At 72.5% G+C, this 17,930-nt stretch carries 15 protein-coding genes; 10 read left to right on the plus strand and 5 right to left on the minus strand.

Going from position 1 to position 17,930, the window contains the following annotated elements; translation table 11 throughout:
• Positions 1 to 99 precede the first annotated feature (99 nt).
• On the minus strand, positions 100 to 765 hold the full coding sequence (locus ACIA3K_RS29960; RefSeq protein WP_396804970.1) for a hypothetical protein: 666 nt from the start codon (positions 763 to 765) through the stop codon (positions 100 to 102).
• A 23-nt stretch (positions 766 to 788) separates the two neighbouring features.
• On the opposite strand from ACIA3K_RS29960, the gene ACIA3K_RS29965 reads away from it, so the two are divergent.
• Both ACIA3K_RS29965 and ACIA3K_RS29970 read left to right on the plus strand, forming a co-directional pair.
• A complete protein-coding gene (locus ACIA3K_RS29965) occupies positions 789 to 1,307 on the plus strand; it encodes a hotdog domain-containing protein (protein WP_355048801.1) in 519 nt (172 codons plus the stop codon).
• A 142-nt stretch (positions 1,308 to 1,449) separates the two neighbouring features.
• Entirely contained in the window at positions 1,450 to 3,447 is a 1,998-nt protein-coding gene (locus ACIA3K_RS29970; protein ID WP_396804972.1) for an acetoacetate--CoA ligase, read from the plus strand.
• A 637-nt stretch (positions 3,448 to 4,084) separates the two neighbouring features.
• Here ACIA3K_RS29970 and ACIA3K_RS29975 read toward each other — a convergent pair.
• Positions 4,085 to 4,774, minus strand: coding sequence for a TIGR03089 family protein (locus ACIA3K_RS29975; protein ID WP_396804974.1), 690 nt, complete (start codon positions 4,772 to 4,774; stop codon positions 4,085 to 4,087).
• A 152-nt stretch (positions 4,775 to 4,926) separates the two neighbouring features.
• On the opposite strand from ACIA3K_RS29975, the gene ACIA3K_RS29980 reads away from it, so the two are divergent.
• Both ACIA3K_RS29980 and ACIA3K_RS29985 read left to right on the plus strand, forming a co-directional pair.
• Entirely contained in the window at positions 4,927 to 6,072 is a 1,146-nt protein-coding gene (locus ACIA3K_RS29980; RefSeq protein WP_396804976.1) for a glycosyltransferase family 4 protein, read from the plus strand.
• Between the two features lie 63 nt (positions 6,073 to 6,135).
• On the plus strand, positions 6,136 to 7,227 hold the full coding sequence (locus tag ACIA3K_RS29985; protein WP_396804978.1) for a mannose-1-phosphate guanylyltransferase: 1,092 nt from the start codon (positions 6,136 to 6,138) through the stop codon (positions 7,225 to 7,227).
• 49 nt (positions 7,228 to 7,276) lie between these two features.
• Here ACIA3K_RS29985 and ACIA3K_RS29990 read toward each other — a convergent pair whose 3' ends face one another.
• A complete protein-coding gene (locus ACIA3K_RS29990; RefSeq protein ID WP_396805074.1) occupies positions 7,277 to 7,861 on the minus strand; it encodes an NUDIX hydrolase in 585 nt (194 codons plus the stop codon).
• Between the two features lie 338 nt (positions 7,862 to 8,199).
• Between ACIA3K_RS29990 and ACIA3K_RS29995 the strand changes: the two genes are divergently transcribed.
• Positions 8,200 to 9,198, plus strand: coding sequence for a helix-turn-helix domain-containing protein (locus ACIA3K_RS29995; RefSeq protein WP_396804979.1), 999 nt, complete (start codon positions 8,200 to 8,202; stop codon positions 9,196 to 9,198).
• Between the two features lie 142 nt (positions 9,199 to 9,340).
• On the opposite strand, the gene ACIA3K_RS30000 is transcribed toward ACIA3K_RS29995, so the two are convergent.
• Together ACIA3K_RS30000 and cofD are read right to left on the minus strand one after the other, a co-directional pair.
• Positions 9,341 to 10,429 carry a coenzyme F420-0:L-glutamate ligase gene (locus ACIA3K_RS30000; protein WP_396804981.1) on the minus strand — a complete coding sequence of 363 codons (1,089 nt, stop codon included), beginning with the start codon at positions 10,427 to 10,429 and terminating at the stop codon, positions 9,341 to 9,343.
• Positions 10,426 to 11,397, minus strand: coding sequence for a 2-phospho-L-lactate transferase (gene cofD, locus ACIA3K_RS30005; protein WP_396804982.1), 972 nt, complete (start codon positions 11,395 to 11,397; stop codon positions 10,426 to 10,428). Before cofD ends, ACIA3K_RS30000 begins: the two co-directional genes overlap by 4 nt.
• Before the next feature lie 98 nt (positions 11,398 to 11,495).
• Between cofD and ACIA3K_RS30010 the strand changes: the two genes are divergently transcribed.
• The 5 genes from ACIA3K_RS30010 to ACIA3K_RS30030 all read left to right on the plus strand — a co-directional run bounded on the left by ACIA3K_RS30010 (position 11,496) and on the right by ACIA3K_RS30030 (position 17,524).
• Positions 11,496 to 12,539 (plus strand): hypothetical protein, encoded by a 1,044-nt coding sequence (locus tag ACIA3K_RS30010; RefSeq protein ID WP_396804983.1) that lies wholly within the window; start codon positions 11,496 to 11,498, stop codon positions 12,537 to 12,539.
• Between the two features lie 184 nt (positions 12,540 to 12,723).
• Positions 12,724 to 15,267: a bifunctional FO biosynthesis protein CofGH gene (locus ACIA3K_RS30015; RefSeq protein ID WP_396804985.1), complete on the plus strand. Its 2,544-nt coding sequence runs from the start codon at positions 12,724 to 12,726 to the stop codon at positions 15,265 to 15,267.
• 159 nt (positions 15,268 to 15,426) lie between these two features.
• A complete protein-coding gene (locus tag ACIA3K_RS30020) occupies positions 15,427 to 15,705 on the plus strand; it encodes a hypothetical protein (protein ID WP_357129962.1) in 279 nt (92 codons plus the stop codon).
• A 74-nt stretch (positions 15,706 to 15,779) separates the two neighbouring features.
• On the plus strand, positions 15,780 to 17,174 hold the full coding sequence (locus tag ACIA3K_RS30025) for a DUF4331 domain-containing protein (RefSeq protein WP_396804987.1): 1,395 nt from the start codon (positions 15,780 to 15,782) through the stop codon (positions 17,172 to 17,174).
• A 20-nt stretch (positions 17,175 to 17,194) separates the two neighbouring features.
• The gene (locus ACIA3K_RS30030) at positions 17,195 to 17,524 is read left to right on the plus strand and encodes a phospholipase (RefSeq protein WP_396804989.1); all 330 of its coding nucleotides are present in this window, start codon (positions 17,195 to 17,197) and stop codon (positions 17,522 to 17,524) included.
• Positions 17,525 to 17,930 lie beyond the last annotated feature (406 nt).

Below are 17,930 nucleotides of genomic sequence, written 5' to 3' on the forward strand. Positions count from 1 at the left end.
GCCCCCCGGCTCGGCGCCGCCGCGCGCCTGGCGGGGGGGCGGGGGCCGGGGGGGGGGGGGGGGGGGCGGGCGGGCGCCCCCCCCCCCCCCCCCCGACGGTCAGCGGATCTCGGTGGTGTCCTCGGGCCGCGTCTGACCGCGCGGCGGCGCGGACCACGGCGATTCGCCGCCCACCCGGCGCGGCAGCGGCTCGGTCGGCGTCGGATCGGCCGGGTAGCCCAGGGTCAGTGGCGCGGTGTCGCGCTCCGCCGATTCGGACGACGACCAGTCGGTCAGGGTGAAGTCGTCGCCGCGCGGCGCGTCCGCCGGCGCCGGGGTGGCGGCCGGTACGGTCACCGGCTCCGGCCACCGCCGCCAGCGTTGACCGCTGAACGTCGCCATCAGCAGCAGCAGACCGATCAGGAAGAGCGTGCCGTTCTCGACCGGCAGCCGCAGCGGCAGCGGGTCACCGAACACCTTCCACTCGTGCGGGATGGCGTCGCGCACCTCGAACGGCGCCACGAACATCCCGATGTACGGGGTGACCAGCAGCAGCCCGGCCAGCAGTGGCCCCGCCGGCGAGAAACGCAGTGTGCCGAGCAGCCCGAGCAGGACACCGCCGACACCGAGGTACACGGCCGGTTCGATCAGGTTGGCGGTGTTGAAGGTGCCGATCTCCACCCAGCGGTCGACCGTCCGGCTCGACCCGTCCTGCCCGAGTGTGACAAGCACCCACGTGATGGGTGCCACCACCAACCCGGCGAGGAAGCTCCAGAGATGTCGCATCCGCGCACCGTACCGTTTCCGGCATGACCGAGCACCTCTCCGCCGCTCCGACCGGCAAGCCGACGTCGTACTCCCGGGTCACCCTCAGCAAGATCATGACTGCGGTGGACGTCAACCTCTACGGAACCGTCCACGGCGGGGTCCTGATGAAGTTCGTCGACGACGTGGCCGGCGCCGCTGCCGCCCGGCACAGCGGCGGGACGGCGGTCACCGCGGCGATCGACGAGATCGTCTTCTCCGAGGCCGTCCGGGTCGGTGACCTGGTGCACGCGCACGCCCAGGTCAACTGGACCGGGCAGACCTCGATGGAGGTGGGGGTGCGGGTGGTCGCCGAGCGGTGGGACTCGGCCGAGGACGCGCCGGTCCGGGTCGCCACGGCGTACCTGGTCTTCGTCGGGGTGGACGTCGGCGGCGCGCCGCGCACGGTCCGCCCGGTGCTGCCGGAGACGCCGGACGACGAACGCCGGTACCGGGAGGCGGAGATCCGCCGCGAGCACCGCCTGGCCCGCCGCCGGGCCATCCAGGCGCACCGGGCCGGCTGACCCACATGGGTTGACCCGGTGGAGTGTGGGCCGGGCACGCGTCGATCGGCCCACCCGGTGCGCAGAATGGCGCTTCGAGGTAGGGCAAGATGGCGCCACGGCCCATGCACAGTGTCGTGCGGGCCTCAGGGAGGGTGGAGCAGTGGGTGACGTGCTGTGGACGCCGCCGGCGGACGTGCTCGAGCGGTCCCGGATCGGCGACTACCTGCGCTGGCTGCGGGAGCACCGAGGGCTGGACTTCGCCGACTACGACGCGCTGTGGCGCTGGTCCGTCACCGACCTGGACGCCTTCTGGCGTTCCATCTGGGACCACTTCGAGGTCATCGCGCACACCCCGCCGACCGCCACGCTGGCCGAGCGGGCGATGCCCGGCGCCCGCTGGTTCCCCGACGCCACCCTCAACTACGCCGAGAACGTGCTGCGCATGCCGGGCCGCGATGACGACGACCCCGTCGTCATCGCGCACGGCCAGACCCGCCCGCCGGTCACCCTCACCGCCGCCGAGCTGCGCGAGCAGGTCCGCCGGGTGTCGGCCGGCCTGCGCCGGCTCGGCGTCACCGCCGGGGACCGGGTGGCGGCGTACGCGCCGAACATTCCCGAGACGTACGTCCTGCTGCTCGCCACCGCCAGCCTGGGCGCGATCTTCTCGTCCTGCGCGCCCGAGTTCGGCACCCGCAGCGTCACCGACCGGTGGCAGCAGATCGAGCCGACGGTGCTGGTCGCCGTGGACGGCTACCGGTACGGCGACAAGCCGGTGGACCGTCGCGCCGAGGTCGCCGCGATCCGGGCCGCCCTGCCGTCGCTGCGGCACACCGTCGGCATCGCGTACCTCGACCCGGACGGCCCCGCGCCCGACGGCGTCCTCGACTGGGCGGACCTGGCCGCGCCCACGGACGAGCCGTTGACGTTCACGCCGGTCCCGTTCGACCACCCGCTGTACGTGCTCTACTCCTCGGGCACCACCGGGCTGCCCAAGCCGATCGTCCACGGCCACGGCGGCATCCTGCTGGAACACCTGAAGATGCTCGCCCTGCACCACGACCTCGGCCCGTCCGACCGGTTCTTCTGGTTCACCACCACCGGCTGGATGATGTGGAACTTCCTGGTCTCCGGGCCGGCCGTGGGCGCGGCCATCGTGCTCTTCGACGGCAACCCTGGGGTCCGGGCGGAGCCCGGCCGGCCGGCAGAGCCCGACCTCGGCGGCCTGTGGCGACTGGCCGCCGAGACCGGCACCACCTACTTCGGCACCTCCGCGCCGTACCTGCTGGCCTGCCGCAAGGCCGGCGTGGTGCCGCGCGAGATCGCCGACCTGTCCGCGCTGCGCGGCGTCGGTTCCACCGGTGCGCCGCTGCCCGCCGAGGGCTTCCAATGGGTGTACGACACGGTCGGCGACCAGGTGCAGCTCCAGTCGCTGTCCGGCGGCACCGACGTGTGCACCGGCTTCGTCGGCGGGGTGCCGCTGCTGCCCGTGTACGCCGGAGAGATCGCCTGCCGCGCGTTGGGCGCCAAGGTGGAGGCCCGCTCGGCCGACGGCACCCCGGTGATCGGTGAACTGGGCGAGCTGGTGATCACCGAGCCGATGCCGAGCATGCCGGTGGGCTTCTGGAACGACCCGGACGGCGTCCGCTACTCCGAGGCGTACTTCTCCGTCTACCCGGGTGTGTGGCGGCACGGCGACTGGATCACCATCAACGCCCGAGGTGGCTGCGTGATCACCGGCCGCTCCGACGCCACCCTCAACCGCGGCGGCGTACGACTCGGCACCGCCGAGTTCTACTCGGTGGTCGAGGGGCTCGACGAGGTCGTCGACTCGGTCGTCGTGCACCTGGAGGACGACGAGGGCGGCGCAGGCGAGCTGCTGCTCTTCGTCGTGCTTGCCGACGGCCTCGAACTGGACGACGCGCTGCGCACGAAGATCAGCCGTGAGCTGCGTACGGCACTCTCCCCCCGGCACGTCCCCGACGAGATCCACCAGGTACGCGCGGTGCCCCGAACCCTCTCGGCGAAGAAGCTGGAGGTACCGGTCAAGAAGATCCTCACCGGCACCCCGGTCGACTCGGCGGCAGCCAAGGGCGCCCTGGCGAATCCTGAGTCCCTGATCGCCTTCGCCACCTTCGCCCAGTCCCGCCCCCACCCCTGACCCCGACCCCCGCCCGCTGACCCCCGACCCCTGACCCCCGACCTCTGACCGCAGTGCCCCGAGCCCCGGAGCCCGATCCCTGACCCCGGAGCCCGGAGCCCCGAGCTCCACCCCCACACCGCTCCCGCCGCTACTCCCGTGCCGCCCCGACCCCAGCGTTCCCGCTCCCGCAGGGCCCGGCTTCCGCACGCTCCCGTCCCAGGCCCCGGCCCCGCACGCTCCCGTCCCAGGCCCCGGCCTCCGCACGCTCCCGCCCCAGGCCCCGGCCCCGCACGCTCCCCGCCCTCGCAGGCGTCGATCATGGAGTTGTGGTGCCCCGCAAAGGGTGCATATCCCTGCTATTTGCCCACCACGACTTCATGATCGACCCTGCCTAGCCCTGAAGCACCGCGATCTTGCACTTTCTGTGGCGGCATAAGGGGCATTCCACGCGTATCGGCAACCGAAACTGCAAGATCGCGGGTGCGGGTGCGGGTGCGGGTGCGGGTGCGGGTGCGGGTGCGGGCGGCACGGGGCGGCGCGGGGCAGCGGGGCGGGGCGCGGCGGCACCGGCGTGGGTGCGGGCGCTGGCGGGGCGGCACGGCACGGCACGGGGGTAGGGGGGCGGGAGGTGTGGGGGCGGGGTTCGGGAGTGGGGTTAGGGGAGGGGGTGGGTTACTTTTTCGGCGGTCTGGCGGGCAGCTAGGCGGGCCGGGTCCAGGTTGGCGCAGAGGACCACCGTGGCGGCCCGGGTCAGCGGCGCGAGGAGCCAGTCGACCGGGTCGGGATAGCGGGCGGTGTCGACCAGGAGGCGCGCGCCCCGCTCGATGCCCAGCTCGTCGGCGCGGGCCTCGGCTCGGCTCAACAGGTGCGCGTCGGTGGGGCCCGGGCCGGGCTGCGGGGTGAAGTGGTCGCCGTGCCCGCGTACCTCGACCACATAGTCGGCGAAGCCGGGCGGCACCTGGCGCAGTGGGGCGGCGAGCGGGGCGAGGCCCAGGGCATAGCGCTCGTCCGCCGTCCAGGACTGCGCCTCGTCGAACCGGTCGGCGGCGGCGAAGAGGACATCCACGGTTCCCGGCATGTCGAGGACGCTCAGCTTGGCCGACCAGCAGCCCAGCAGCACCGCGGCGGTCTGCCAGTGCGGAGGGAGCAGGACGCCGGCCGGTGTGCCCGGCGCGAGGCCGACCTCGTCGACGAGGAGATTGGCGGTCTTCGACACCCAGTTCGCCAGGGTCGCGCCGGAGAGTTCGGTGCGGTCTCCGGTGGAGTCGTCGTACCAGGTCAGCAGCGGTCGAGTCGGGTCGGTCGCGATCGCGTCGGCGAAGACCCGGGCAATGTTGTCGGCCATCGGCGCGAACGATACGCCTCCGCGACCCGTACTCGATGACGATGACAAGTCGGCGTACGGTCGGGTCGCAGTCAGCGTCCGCCCCGTACTCCGGCGTAGGCTTTACCCCCGGAGTGTTGTTCCCCACAGACCCACCCTCAAGGAGTTGCCCCGTGACCGCCGGTCGCCCGCCCCGCGTGCTCATCGACGCCACGAGTGTCCCCGCCGACCGTGGTGGTGTCGGTCGATACGTCGACGGTCTGCTCGGCGCCCTCGGCAAGGTGTGCGGGTCGGGGGTGGAGTTGGCCGTGGTGAGCCTCCGCACCGACCAGGAGCGTTACACCCGCATGCTGCCCGGCGCGGAGATCATCCCCGCTCCGGCCGCCGTGGCGCACCGCCCGGCCCGCCTCGCCTGGGAGCAGACCGGCCTGCCCCTGCTCGCCCAGCAGGTCGGCGCGCACGTGCTGCACTCGCCGTTCTACACCTGCCCGCTGCGGGCCGGGTGCCCGGTGACGGTCACCGTGCACGACGCGACGTTCTTCACCGAGCCGGAGCACTACGACAAGTCCCGCCGCACGTTCTTCCGCAGTGCCATCAAGACCTCGATGCGCCGCGCCAACCGGGTGATCGTGCCCAGCAAGGCCACCCGTGACGAGCTGATCCGACTGCTCGACGCCGACCCGACCCGCATCGACGTGGCCTACCACGGCGTCGACCACGCCGCCTTTCACGCGCCGAGCGAGGAGGAGAAGGCCCGCGTACGTGCCCGACTGGGGCTGGGCAACAGCAGTTACGTCGCGTTCCTCGGCGCCAAGGAGCCGCGCAAGAACGTACCCAATCTGATCCGGGGTTGGGCTCGCGCGGTGGCCGACCGGGCCGACCCGCCGGCGCTGGTGATCGCCGGCGGTCAGGGGCACGACGACGACATCGACCGCGCGGTGGCCGAGGTTCCGTCGCACCTGCGCCTGCTGCGCCCCGGCTACCTGCGGTACGGCGACCTGCCGGGCTTCCTCGGTGGCGCGCTGGTCGCCGCCTACCCGTCGTACGGTGAGGGGTTCGGCCTGCCGATCCTGGAGGCGATGGCGTGCGCCGCCCCGGTGCTGACCACGCCCCGACTGTCCCTGCCCGAGGTGGGTGGCGACGCGGTCGCGTACACCTCGGAGGACCCGGACCAGATCGCCACCGACCTGGCCGCCCTGCTCGACGACGAGCAGCGCCGGTTGTCGCTGGCGAAGGCCGGCTTCGACCGGGCCAAGGAGTTCACCTGGGAGTCCAGCGCCGAGGTGCACATCGCCGCGTGGAGTCGCGCCCGTTCGTGACCGTTTGGGCCCCTCATGGTGACCCGTGCCACTGCGGGACGATGCGTCGGGCATGATGTGCGGATGCTTTATGCGGTCATCCCGGCAGGTGGCAGCGGCACAAGGTTGTGGCCGTTGTCCCGCGCCGGCCACCCCAAGTTCCTCCACCCGCTGACCGGCACCAGTTCCTCGCTGTTGCAGGCGACCGTGGAGCGGCTCGCGCCGCTGACCACGCCGGATCGGACCCTTGTGGTCACCGGCGCCGCGCACGTCGCGGCGGTCGCCCGGCAGCTCACCGGGCTGCCGGAGGAGAACATCCTGGTCGAGCCGTCCCCCCGGGACTCCTGCGCGGCGATCGCGCTGGCCGCGGCGGTGATCGCGGGCCGCGATCCGGAGGCGGTGATGGGCAGCTTCGCGGCCGACCACCTGATCCGTGACCCGGACAGCTGGGTTCGTACGGTCCAGGAGGCGGTCCGGGGTGCCGAGCAGGGCATGCTGATGACGGTCGGGATCACTCCGACCAGGCCGGAGACCGGGTACGGCTATCTGGAGACCGACGACGCCACCGACGGCGCCCCGTGGCGTCAGGTGGCCGAGTTCAAGGAGAAGCCGGCAGCCGAGGTCGCCGAGGCGTACGTCCGCTCGGGTCGACACCTCTGGAACGCGAGCATGTTCGTCTGGCGGGTGGACGTGTTCCTCGCCGAGCTGGCCCGTCAGCAGCCGGCGCTGCACGCCGGGGTCACCGCGATCGCCGCCGCCTGGGGCACGCCGGAGCAGGACGACGTCCTCGGCACGGTGTGGCCGACGCTGCCGAAGATCTCCGTCGACTATGCGGTGATGGAGGGCGCGGCCACCGCCGGCCGGGTCGCCACCGTGCCGGGTGACTTCGGCTGGAACGACGTCGGCGACTTCCACACCCTCGGCGAGGTGCTGCCCGCCGACGACGCGGGCAACGTCGTGCTCGGCACGGACGCCAAGCCGGGCGTGCTGCTGCGGGACACCGCCGACCTGGTCGTGGTGCCACAGTCGGGTCGGCTCGTGGCCGTCATCGGCGTGCGTGACCTGATCGTGGTGGACACCCCGGACGCGGTGCTGGTCTGTCCGCGCGAGCGGGCGCAGGACGTCAAGCTGCTGGTCGACGAGCTCAAGGAGCGCGGCGAAGAGGGCTACGTCTGACGTCCGGAGCGTGATGCTGGCGACGGGAACTCTCGTCGCCAGCGCCGCGTCACCACCTGCGGAGGGCGGCGAGGGCCGGCTCGACGAGTTGTTTGGTGCCGCCGGCCAGTGGCTCGGGCAGCCCGTCGGGCGGGAACCACCCCAGCGCCTCGGACTCGTCGCTGACCTGCTCGACCGCGTCGGCCGGGGCGACCACGGCGAACCGGATGTCGTAGTGGCGCGAGCCGCCCTGGCACTGCACCTCGTGTACGTCGATGTCGATCGGCGCCGGGTCGATGCGCAGCCCGGTGATGCCGGATTCCTCGGTGGCTTCGCGCAGCGCGGCTCCGACAAGGGTCCGGTCGACCGGTTCGCAGTGCCCGCCGAGCTGCACCCACCGGCCGAACTTGGCGTGCAGGCAGAGCAGCACCCGCGCCCCGGTCGGGTCCAGCACCAGCGCGCTCGCGGTGACGTGGCCGGGACGGTGTTGTCGGCTCATCGCGATCGGCCCGGCGGCGAGGAACGCGAGGGTGCGGTCCCGTGCCTCGGCCGAAGCCGAGCTGGTCGGCTGCCAACCTTCGAGCAGCGCGACGGCGTCGGCGTGCAGTGCCGCGAACGTCGTGGAATCGATGGGGTCGACGGTGGGTCCGGTCATCGCGGTGTCGGGCATCCCGTCACTCTACGAGCGGGTGGCCCTCCGCCTGGCCGGCGACGCGTGCCACGGCGGCGGGGTGACCGGACGACACCTCTGCGGAGCAAGGGCCGCAGACCCTCGTGGTGCCGCCCGATCACCGGTCCTCCCCAGTCCCGGTGCCCCGTCATCGAACGCGTCAAGGACGCGTCGGTGCCGTGCGCGGGCACTCGAAGCATGCCCAACCGTCCCCGAGGGCGTCGAGGTTTTTCAGCCCAGGCTTAAAGATGGAGATAACTGCCGGCCAGGTAGAGTCGAAATGGCCGTCCGGCATCCCTCTGCCGGCGGCACGGGAGTGCTCCATGCTGAAGATCCACTTTTCTGGGGAGGACATCCTCCGGACCCGGGTGGCACCGGCGGCCGACCCGGTCTGGGAGCTGGTCCTGAGCCTGCACGCGTTGCAGAGCCGCAACCGCGACCCGCTGACGTCTGCCTGGCGGCACACCGTGACCCGCGGGCTACGCCGGGACATCGCCTCCGACCAGCTCCGACTGCTCTTCGCCCTGAATCCGCCGCGCGGCTACTTTCCCGACTTCCTCACCCCGTACGCCAGTGTGGAAGGTTTCGAGGCGGGCCTGGAGGCGGTTCGCAGCACGCCGGTCGAGGTGCTCCAGCGGGACCTGACCCTGGTGGCCGCCGAAAACCCGCTGCCCCCCTCGGCCGCCGCGCTGGCCCGTGGCGACGTGGCGACGGTGCGGCACCTCGCGGATTCGATGGAGCAGTACCGGGCGTTGGCGATCGGCCCGTACTGGAGCCGGATCCAGGCCGCCGTCGCGGCGGACCGTAACCGCCGGGCGCGCGCCCTCCTCGACGGCGGCGTCGAGGGCCTCCTGACCAGCCTGCGCCCGACCATGCGCTGGGCGGGCGGGGTGCTCGAGGTGCGCGACTACCCGCACAGCCGCGAATTGCACCTGGACGGGCGGGGGCTGCTGCTGGTGCCGTCGTTCTTCTGTGCACCCACACCGGTCGCTCTGCTCGACCCGGCGCTGCCGCCCGTCCTGGTCTATCCCGTGGACCGGCTGGGCGGCCTCGCCGCCGCCGATGGCGAGGCGTCGGCCGCGACCGGTGCCGGCCGTGACTCGCTGGCCGCGCTTCTCGGCCGGACCAGGGCCGCGGTGCTCCAGGCCAGCGACGACGGCTGTACGACGGGCGAGATGGCCCGTCGGCTCGACATCTCCCCGGCGGCGGCGAGCCAGCACGCCACTGTTCTGCGCAACGCCGGCCTGCTCGTCAGCCACCGTGACCGGAACACCGTGCTGCACACGCTGACCCCGCTAGGCCGAGCCGTCCTAGAGGCCTAACCCCCACCCCCACCCCCACCCCCACCCCACCCACCCCGCTCCACCCCGTTGATCATGAAGTTATTGCCCGGACACGCCGAGGCGGCGGGCAATAACTTCATGATCAACGCCAAAGTCGGTCGGGTTGGCCGGGGCCGGGGGACTACAGGGCTAGGGCGGCGCTTGCTGGGCTGCCGGCGGGTGGGGGCAGCAGCGTCGAGCCGACGCCCTCGGCGGCCAGGGCGAGGCGCAGCCGGTGCAGGTCGGCGCCGAAGCGGACCAGGTCCATCGGGTCGACCGGCGCCGGGGCGGTGCCGAGCACCAGCGCGGTGGCGTCGGCGGGCCAGCCGGGCACCTCGGCGACCAGACCGGCGCGTACCTCCGCCTCGTCGACAAGCGTGAAGACCGTGCCCGGGGTGACCACCCCGGCCACCGCGTCGAGCGCCCGCCGCACCGCGGCGGGGTCGATCGGCTCGGGGCCGACGGTCTCGACGAGGGTCGCGGCGTCGGTCAGTCCGGCGGCCCGGGCCTCGGCGGTACCCAACGAGAAGAGGTCCTGCGCGGCGTCCCGGATCAGCGCACGCGCGCCGCCGGAGTCGTCCGCGCCGGTGGCGGTGAGGTAACCCCGCACCACGGCCACCGGGACCTGGTCACACTTACCCTTGATCAACTCGCCGGCGCCCGCCAGTTCGTCCACCACGGCCATCTGGGTGAGCTGGAGCTCGTTGCCGTACGGGTCGACCTCTCCCCGGTGGTCGCGGATGGCCGGCATGCCGGCGACCCCGAGCGCGACGTCGGTCAGGCCGTTGCGCCAGGGCCGGCCCATGGTGTCGCTGACGATCACCGCGACGTCGAGCTCGTACCGTTCCCGGAGCGCGGCGCGCAGCTCCCGGGCCGACGCGTCCGGGTCCTCGGGCAACAGCACCAGTCGGGTCTTGTCGACGTTCGACGCGTCGATCCCGGCGGACGCCATCACGAACCCGTGGTGGGTCTGCACGATCCGGGTCGCGCCCCGGCTGGCCACGACCCGCGCGGTCTCGCCCGCCAGCACCTCGTCGCGTGCGGCGAGCCGCTCCGGCCCGTCCGCCGGGACGTCGACCAGGCGCCCCTCCGCCTTGGAGACGATCTTGCTGGTCACCACCAGCACATCGCCGTCGCGCAGCCACGGCGCGGCGGTGGCGATCAACGCCGCCAGGTCGTCGCCCTCGGTCACGTGGCCGATGCCCAGCACCGGCAGGATCTCCAGCCTCACGTCAACTCCACCGCGGCGCGGACCATCGCCGCCGTCGCCGCCTCGTCGGTCATCCGCAGCGGCACCGCGCGGACCGTCACCTCCGGCACCAGCGTGTCGGCGTCCTCCTCGGCGACCAGCCAGCCGTCCAGCAGGCCGCCGGCCGGCCGGCCACCGTACAGGCGGCCCACCCCCGCGGCGCTGCACTCGACCCCGAGCACCTCGAGACAGCGGTCGGCCATGCCGCGTACCGGCGCGCCGCCGATGATCGGCGACACCCCCACCACCGGTGCCGGGCCGTCCACCACGGCCTCACGCATCCCGGGTACGGCGAGCACGGGCGCGACGCTCACCACCGGATTGCTCGGGGCGACCAGCACCAGGTCGGCCGCCCCGATGGCGTCCAGCACACCCGGTGCCGGCTTCGCCGTCTCCGCGCCCACGAACACGAAACGGTGGGTCTCGATGTTCGCCCGGTACCGCACCCACCACTCCTGGAAGTGGATGGCCCGCTGGCCCTGGTCGTCCTCGGCACCGGGTTCACCGCCGCCGCTGACGATGGCGTGGGTCTCCAGCCGGTCGTCGGTCGCCGGCAGCAGGCGTACGCCCGGTTGCCAGCGGCTCGCCAGCGCCTCGGTGACCGCGCTGAGTGGGTAACCACCGCTGAGCATGGTGCTGCGGACCAGGTGGGTGGCGATGTCCTTGTCGCCGAGGCCGAACCAGGTGGGCTCGACGCCGTACCCGGCCAGCTCCTCCTTGACCGTCCAGCTCTCACCGACCCGGCCCCAGCCCCGCTCCGGGTCGGCACCGCCGCCGAGGGTGTACATGACGCTGTCCAGGTCGGGGCAGATCTTCAACCCGTGCAGCCACAGGTCGTCGCCGACATTGACCACGGCGGTCACCTCGGCGCCGACCTCGCGGGCGTACGCCCGGACGCCGAGCAGGAACCGGGCGCCCCCGATGCCGCCGGCCAGAACCACGATGCGCATGTCGACCATCCTCGCGTACGTGACGCCTCCGGTCCGCCGGTGCCCGGGGAGACTAGGCTCACGTGCGCCCTGTCCGTCAATGCCCCGAGGGGGAGCTCGTGACCAGCCCCGCCGAGCCCGCGTCCGCCGACGCGACGCAGGCCCGCCAGCTGACCAAGCCACTGCGCGAACTGGGTGCGCTCGCCCTGCTCGGCGCGAACGCCGTGTTCCTCTTCGTGGGGCTTCTCCGGCTGCTCATTCCTGCCGACTACACCGACTTCACCGGTCGGGCGGGCAGTTCCTTCTTCTCGTTCATCGGGGTGGAGGCGGTGGTCCTGCCGTTGCTGGCCGTGCTGCTGGCGACCCACGTCGCCCCGGTGCTGCCGAAGGCGAAGCTCATCACGCAGGTGGCGCTCGGCGAGTACGCGGTCAGCGCGCTGTTCGGCACGCTCACCATGCTGATCTGGACGGTCGGCCGGCTCGCCGAGGCGGAGCTGCTCGACGCGCTGCTCGGCGTACTCACCCGGTTCGCCTGGCTGGTGATCTTCGCGGTGGCCGCCTGGGTGGTGTTCACGATCTGGCGGGCGTTCTACTACGTGCCGAAGCCCAAGCCGCAGCCGGGCGTCTACGGGCAGCCGCCGCAGGGCTGGCCGCAGCAGCACGGTGGTTGGCCGGCCCCCGGCCAGCCCGGTGGTCAGCCGCAGGCCGGTTGGCCCGCCCCCGGCCAGCCGGGCGGCTACCCGCAGGCGGGTCAGCCGGGCGGGTACCCGCCGGCGCAGTTCCCGGGCCAGTACGGCCAGCCGTCGCCGCCGTTCCAGGCCCCGCAGTCCGCGCCGCCGCACCAGCAGTCCGCGCCGCCGCACCAGCAGTCCGCGCCGTCGTTCCCGCAGTCCGCCCCGCCGTTCCCGCAGTCCGCCCCGCAGTCCGCCCCGCCGGCCAACCCGGGACCGCAGTCCGCCCCGCCGTTCCCGCCGGCCAACCCGGGCCCGCAGTTCGCGCAGCCCGCGCCGCCGTTCGGACAGCCGCCGTCGGCCGACCCGACCCAGACCATCCCGCGTCAGTCCGCCGACCCGAGCCCTGCCGACCCGACCCAGGCGATCCAGCGCCCCGCGGACGAGGACAACGACCGCACCCAGCACATCAACCCCGAAGGCCCGCGCTGACCCGCACCCCGCCAACCTCGCGCCGATCTTGCACTTTCGGTTGTTGGTTCGCGTGAAATACCCCTTGTGTCACCACAGAAAGTGCAAGATCGGCGAGGGCCGGGCCAACGGCCACGGGGTGGGCGGGGGGTGGGGCCGGGCGGGGGTGGGTTGGGTGGGGGTTTGGGGCGCATAGGGTGAGCGGATGGTTGATCGGATGCACCCCGGGCCTGGCGAGGCCAGCGTGCGGCGGGCCCTGGGCCGGGCCGCCGCCGGCCGGGCGCTGGACCTTGACGAGGCGACCGCGCTGCTCGCCGCCCGTGGTGAGGCGCTGGACGAGCTGCTCCGGGTGGCCGGCCAGATCCGTGACGCCGGGCTGCGGGAGGCGGGGCGGCCGGGTGTCGTCACGTACTCGAAGAAGGTCTTCATCCCGCTGACCCGGCTCTGCCGGGACCGCTGCCACTACTGCACCTTCGCCACCGTGCCGCACCGCCTGCCGGCGCCGTTCCTGGACCGCGACGAGGTGCTCGCCATCGCCCGCGAGGGCGCCGCGCAGGGCTGCAAGGAGGCCCTGTTCACCCTCGGTGACCGGCCGGAGGAGCGGTGGCCGGCGGCCCGTGCCTGGCTGGACGAGCGCGGCTACGACTCCACCCTGGACTACCTGCGCGCCTGCGCGGTGGCCGTGCTGGAGGAGACGGGCCTGTTGCCGCACCTCAATCCGGGGGTGCTGTCCTGGTCGGAGCTGCAACGGCTCAAGCCGGTCGCGCCGAGCATGGGCATGATGCTGGAGACCACCGCCACCCGCCTGTGGTCCGAGCCGGGCGGCCCGCACTACGGCTCACCCGACAAGGAGCCGGCGGTCCGGCTGCGGGTGCTCGACGACGCGGGCCGGGTCGGGGTGCCGTTCACCACCGGGCTGCTCATCGGCATCGGCGAGACGCCGGCCGAGCGGGTTGACGCGCTGTTCGCGATCCGCCGCGCGCACCGGGAGTATGGCCACCTCCAGGAGGTGATCGTGCAGAACTTCCGCGCCAAGCCGGACACGGCGATGCGGGGGATGCCCGACGCGGAGCTGCACGACCTGGCCGCCACGGTGGCCGTGGCCCGGTTGCTGCTGGGCCCGAAGGCTCGTATCCAGGCCCCGCCGAACCTCATCGCCGGCGAGTACGGCCTGCTGCTGCGGGCCGGTATCGACGACTGGGGCGGCGTCTCGCCGCTCACCCCGGACCACGTGAATCCGGAGCGCCCGTGGCCGCAGATCGAGGAGCTGGCCCGGCACACCGAGTTGGCCGGGTTCACGCTGCGGGAGCGGTTGACGATCTACCCCGAGTACGTGCGGGCGGGCGACCCGTGGCTCGACCCGAGGCTGCTGCCGCACGTGTCCGCCCTCGCCGACCCGGCGACCGGCATGGCGGTCGAGTCGGCCCTTCCGCAGGGCCGGCCCTGGCAGGAGCCGGAGGAGGTGTTCGGCGGGCGGACCGATCTGCACGCCACCATCGACACCACCGGCCGGACCGACGACCGGCGCGGTGACTTCGACAGCGTCTACGGCGACTGGGCCGAGGTCGCCGGCAAGGTGACCCCGGAGGCGGCAGCGCGCCGGGTCGCCGTACCCCCGATCACGGCCGGCAGTGGCGCGGACCGTGACCTTGCGGCCGGGCTGCGGCTCGCGGCCGACGACCCGGCGGCGCTGCTCGACCCGGCCCACACCGACGCGGCGTTGGCGCTGTTCGCGGCGGACGGGCCGGCGCTGGACGAGCTGTGCCGGCTCGCCGACGACGTGCGTCGGGACGCGGTCGGGGACGACGTGACCTACGTGGTCAACCGCAACATCAACTTCAGCAACGTCTGCTACGTGGGCTGCCGGTTCTGCGCGTTCGCGCAGCGTGAGCGGGACGCCGACGCCTACCGGCTCTCCGTCGACCAGGTCGCCGACCGCGCCCAGGAGGCGTGGGCTGCCGGCGCCAGCGAGGTCTGCCTCCAGGGCGGGATCGACCCGAAGATGCCGGTCACCGGGTACGCCGACATCGTCCGCGCCATCAAGGCCCGCGTGCCCGAGATGCACGTGCACGCGTTCTCCCCGATGGAGATCGTCACCGCCGCCGCCAAGGCGGGCGTGCCGGTCCGCGAGTGGCTGACCCAGCTCCGCGAGGCCGGCCTGGACACCATCCCGGGCACCGCCGCCGAGATCCTCGACGACGACGTGCGCTGGGTGCTGACCAAGGGAAAACTGCCGGCCGCCGCCTGGGTCGAGGTGGTCAGCACGGCCCACGAGCTGGGCATCCGGTCCAGCTCCACCATGATGTACGGCCATGTCGACCACCCTGGACAGTGGCTCGCGCACTTCCGGGTGCTGGCCGGTGTGCAGGACCGTACGGGTGGTTTCACCGAGTTCGTGGCGCTACCGTTCGTGCACACCAACGCGCCTATCTACCTGGCCGGCATCGCCCGTCCCGGGCCGACCTGGCGGGAGAACCGGGTGGTGCACGCGATGTCCCGGCTGCTGCTGCACGGCCGGATCGACAACATCCAGTGCTCCTGGGTGAAGCTCGGCGACGAGGGCACGGTGGCGATGCTCCAGGGCGGCTGCAACGACCTGGGCGGCACGCTCATGGAGGAGACCATCTCCCGGATGGCGGGGTCCGGCAACGGTTCGGCGCGTACCGAGGAGCAGTTGCGGGCCATCGCGAAGGCGGCCGGGCGTCCGGCGCGCAAGCGGACGACCGCGTACGGTCACGTTCCGCGCTGAGGTCGAACCTTTTCCCGCCGTCGGCCGTACCAAGCGGTGCCGGCGGCGGTCGCGGCGAGGGCCGCCGCCGGTGTTCCCCCAAGGGGCCCGGCGACGTCGGTCGGCGGCACCGGACCCGTCACCGCGGGCGCGTGCGCGCCGCCGCCGGAAAGGTTCCCCATGACCACTGATCAGCGGAAGCGGCCCTGGCCGCGACTGACCCGCCGGCAGACGTTGACCGCCGCGGCCAGCGCCACCCTCGGCGCCGCCGCGCTCACCGTGCCGGGCCTGTCGGCCGCCCAGAACGCGCCGGGCGCGGCAGGTCGGGCCGACGAGCCGATCGTCGTGCACCTGCGCGACGCCGCGTCGGGAACGATGGACGTCTTCGTCGGTGAGTCCCGGATCGAGGTACGCGACCGCGGCCTCGCGGACCGGCTGCGCCGCGCCGCCAAGCGCTGACCAGCGCCTTCGCCCGGCGCTTCCCAGCGCCCTCCGTTCCGCCATCAGTCCCCGCCCAGTGAGGTTGGTCCGCCATGTCTTCCCACCGCGAGGCCCCGGAGATAGCCAAGGATCCGGTCGCCGACAGCTCCGACCTTTACGCGTTCGTCAGCCCCGACAAGCCCGACACGGTCACGCTGATCGCCAACTACGTGCCGTTGCAGCTCCCGTCCGGAGGGCCGAACTTCTTCGAGTTCGGCGACGACGTGCGCTACGAGATCCACGTCGACAACAACGGTGACGGTCATCCCGACGTCACCTACCGGTTCGAGTTCACGACCGAGATCACCAACCCGAACAGCTTCCTCTACAACACGGGGCCGATCGAGTCGCTCGACAGCAAGAACTGGAACCGCCGGCAGTTCTACAGCCTGACCCGGATCACCGACGGCAAGGAGCACCGGCTCGCGCACAAGCTGCCCTGTCCGCCGTGCAACGTCGGACCGCTGTCCACGCCCAAATACGCCGACCTCGTACGCCAGGCCACGTACACCCTGTCGACGGGGGAGCGGGTCTTCGCCGGGCAACGCGCGGACGGCTTCTTCGTCGATCTGGGAGCGATCTTCGATCTCGGCACGCTGCGGCCGTTCCAGCAGCTGCACGTGGCCGGCAAGAAGATCTTCAAGGCCGAGGGGGAGCCGGTCAACGCCACCGACCGGATGAACGTGCACAGCATCGCCCTGCAGGTGCCGCTGAAGCAGGTGCGTCGCCGTGCCAACCGGTACGGTCCGGCGGACGCCGCGTCGGTGCTGGGGGTGTGGACGTCCGCGTCGCGCCGGCAGGTCCGGGTGCTCGGCGACCGGGGTGGGGCGGACACCTCCACCGGTCCGTTCACCCAGGTCTCCCGGCTGGGCAATCCGCTGTTCAACGAGGTCATCGTGCCGATGTCCAAGAAGGACCTGTGGAACTCGCTGCCGCCGTCGGAGGACAAGCGGTTCGCCCGGTTCGTCGAGCAGCCGGAGTTGGCCGCCCTGCTGCCGGCGCTCTACCCGGACGTCTTCCCCAACCTGGACAAGCTCAACAAGTCCAAGAAGGCGCGGGCGGACATGGTGGCGATCCTGCTCACCGGCGTGCCGGCTGGTCTGATCGACGGCTTCACGAACGCCACCGGCGATGTGCAGGCCGACATGCTGCGGTTGAACACGGCCATCGCGCCGAACCGGCGACCGGACCGGTTCGGGGTGCTCGGCGGCGACCTGGCCGGCTTCCCGAACGGACGGCGGGTCGGTGACGACGTGGTCAGCATCGCGCTGCGGGCGATCGCCGGGGTGACCGTACCGCTGGTGGACAAGACGTTCCGCCCCGACGCGGCGGCCGGCGCGGTCACCCCGGGGCTCAGCGCAGCCGATGTGACGGCGCCCTTCCTCGCGAACTTCCCCTATCTGGGTACGCCGTACGACGGGTTCAACAACCCGCCGGCGTCGTCCTGACGTCGGGCGGGGGAGTGGTGGTGCACGAACACACGTACGGGCCGTCGGAGACGGGGAGTGTCGTCCTCGACCTGGGCGGCGACACCGGCGCCCTGATCATCTATACCGGCCGGGATCTGCACGGCCGGGAGATCGAGATCAGCCGGGGTGACGATCGGCGGGTCCACTCGGCGGTCCGGGAGCGCCGGGTCCGGGACGGTTCGTTCCACAGTGCGGTCTACCCCGACCTTCCCGCCGGGATTTATACCGTCTGGTGGGACGGGAACACGTCCGCCGGCACGGTCTCCGTCCATGGTGGAGGGATAGCCGAGTTCGCCTGGCCCAGCAGCGGTTTTGGGGCTGCCGGCTGACCTCTGCGCACCCTGTTTCCCCTCGCACCCCGTCCACATCGTGGGCGGGGTGCGAACGCTGTCCACAACTGGACGGGCGGTCTGCGTCGCGCCGCGTTAACCTGTCCCCCACCAAGATCAGCTTTAGACAGGAGGTGCCGGTGCTCCACGGTCGGCGGGCCGTCCGGGGGAGCGCCACGGCAGAAACTTCGGGCAACTCGCCGGAGAGGGCGTTACTCGGCCGGGGTCTGAATCGATAGGGCAGGTTGCGAGGCTGGACGGTCCTGGTGGCCGGCCAGGGTTGTCGGGAGGGCGACTCCATTATCAAGTTTGGCTTGACGGCGCACGCATTACACGCGTGTAATTTGAATGGGGTTGTTCGCACGGAACGCAACAAAACGGGACCGGACGGACACGCACGCCTTTC

It is taken from the genome of Micromonospora sp. NPDC051543, assembly GCF_044454415.1.
In the GTDB taxonomy this organism is placed as follows: Bacteria; Actinomycetota; Actinomycetes; order Mycobacteriales; family Micromonosporaceae; genus Micromonospora.

Coding starts and splice junctions, on each gene's coding strand:
- cofD (WP_396804982.1), bottom strand. CDS start 11,397: ATGCGCATCGTGGTTCTGGCCGGCGGCATCGGGGGCGCCCGGTTCCTG.
- ACIA3K_RS30015 (WP_396804985.1), top strand. CDS start 12,724: ATGGTTGATCGGATGCACCCCGGGCCTGGCGAGGCCAGCGTGCGGCGG.
- ACIA3K_RS29990 (WP_396805074.1), bottom strand. CDS start 7,861: ATGACCGGACCCACCGTCGACCCCATCGATTCCACGACGTTCGCGGCA.
- ACIA3K_RS29965 (WP_355048801.1), top strand. CDS start 789: ATGACCGAGCACCTCTCCGCCGCTCCGACCGGCAAGCCGACGTCGTAC.
- ACIA3K_RS29995 (WP_396804979.1), top strand. CDS start 8,200: ATGCTGAAGATCCACTTTTCTGGGGAGGACATCCTCCGGACCCGGGTG.
- ACIA3K_RS30025 (WP_396804987.1), top strand. CDS start 15,780: ATGTCTTCCCACCGCGAGGCCCCGGAGATAGCCAAGGATCCGGTCGCC.
- ACIA3K_RS29975 (WP_396804974.1), bottom strand. CDS start 4,774: ATGGCCGACAACATTGCCCGGGTCTTCGCCGACGCGATCGCGACCGAC.
- ACIA3K_RS30020 (WP_357129962.1), top strand. CDS start 15,427: ATGACCACTGATCAGCGGAAGCGGCCCTGGCCGCGACTGACCCGCCGG.
- ACIA3K_RS29985 (WP_396804978.1), top strand. CDS start 6,136: ATGCTTTATGCGGTCATCCCGGCAGGTGGCAGCGGCACAAGGTTGTGG.
- ACIA3K_RS29960 (WP_396804970.1), bottom strand. CDS start 765: ATGCGACATCTCTGGAGCTTCCTCGCCGGGTTGGTGGTGGCACCCATC.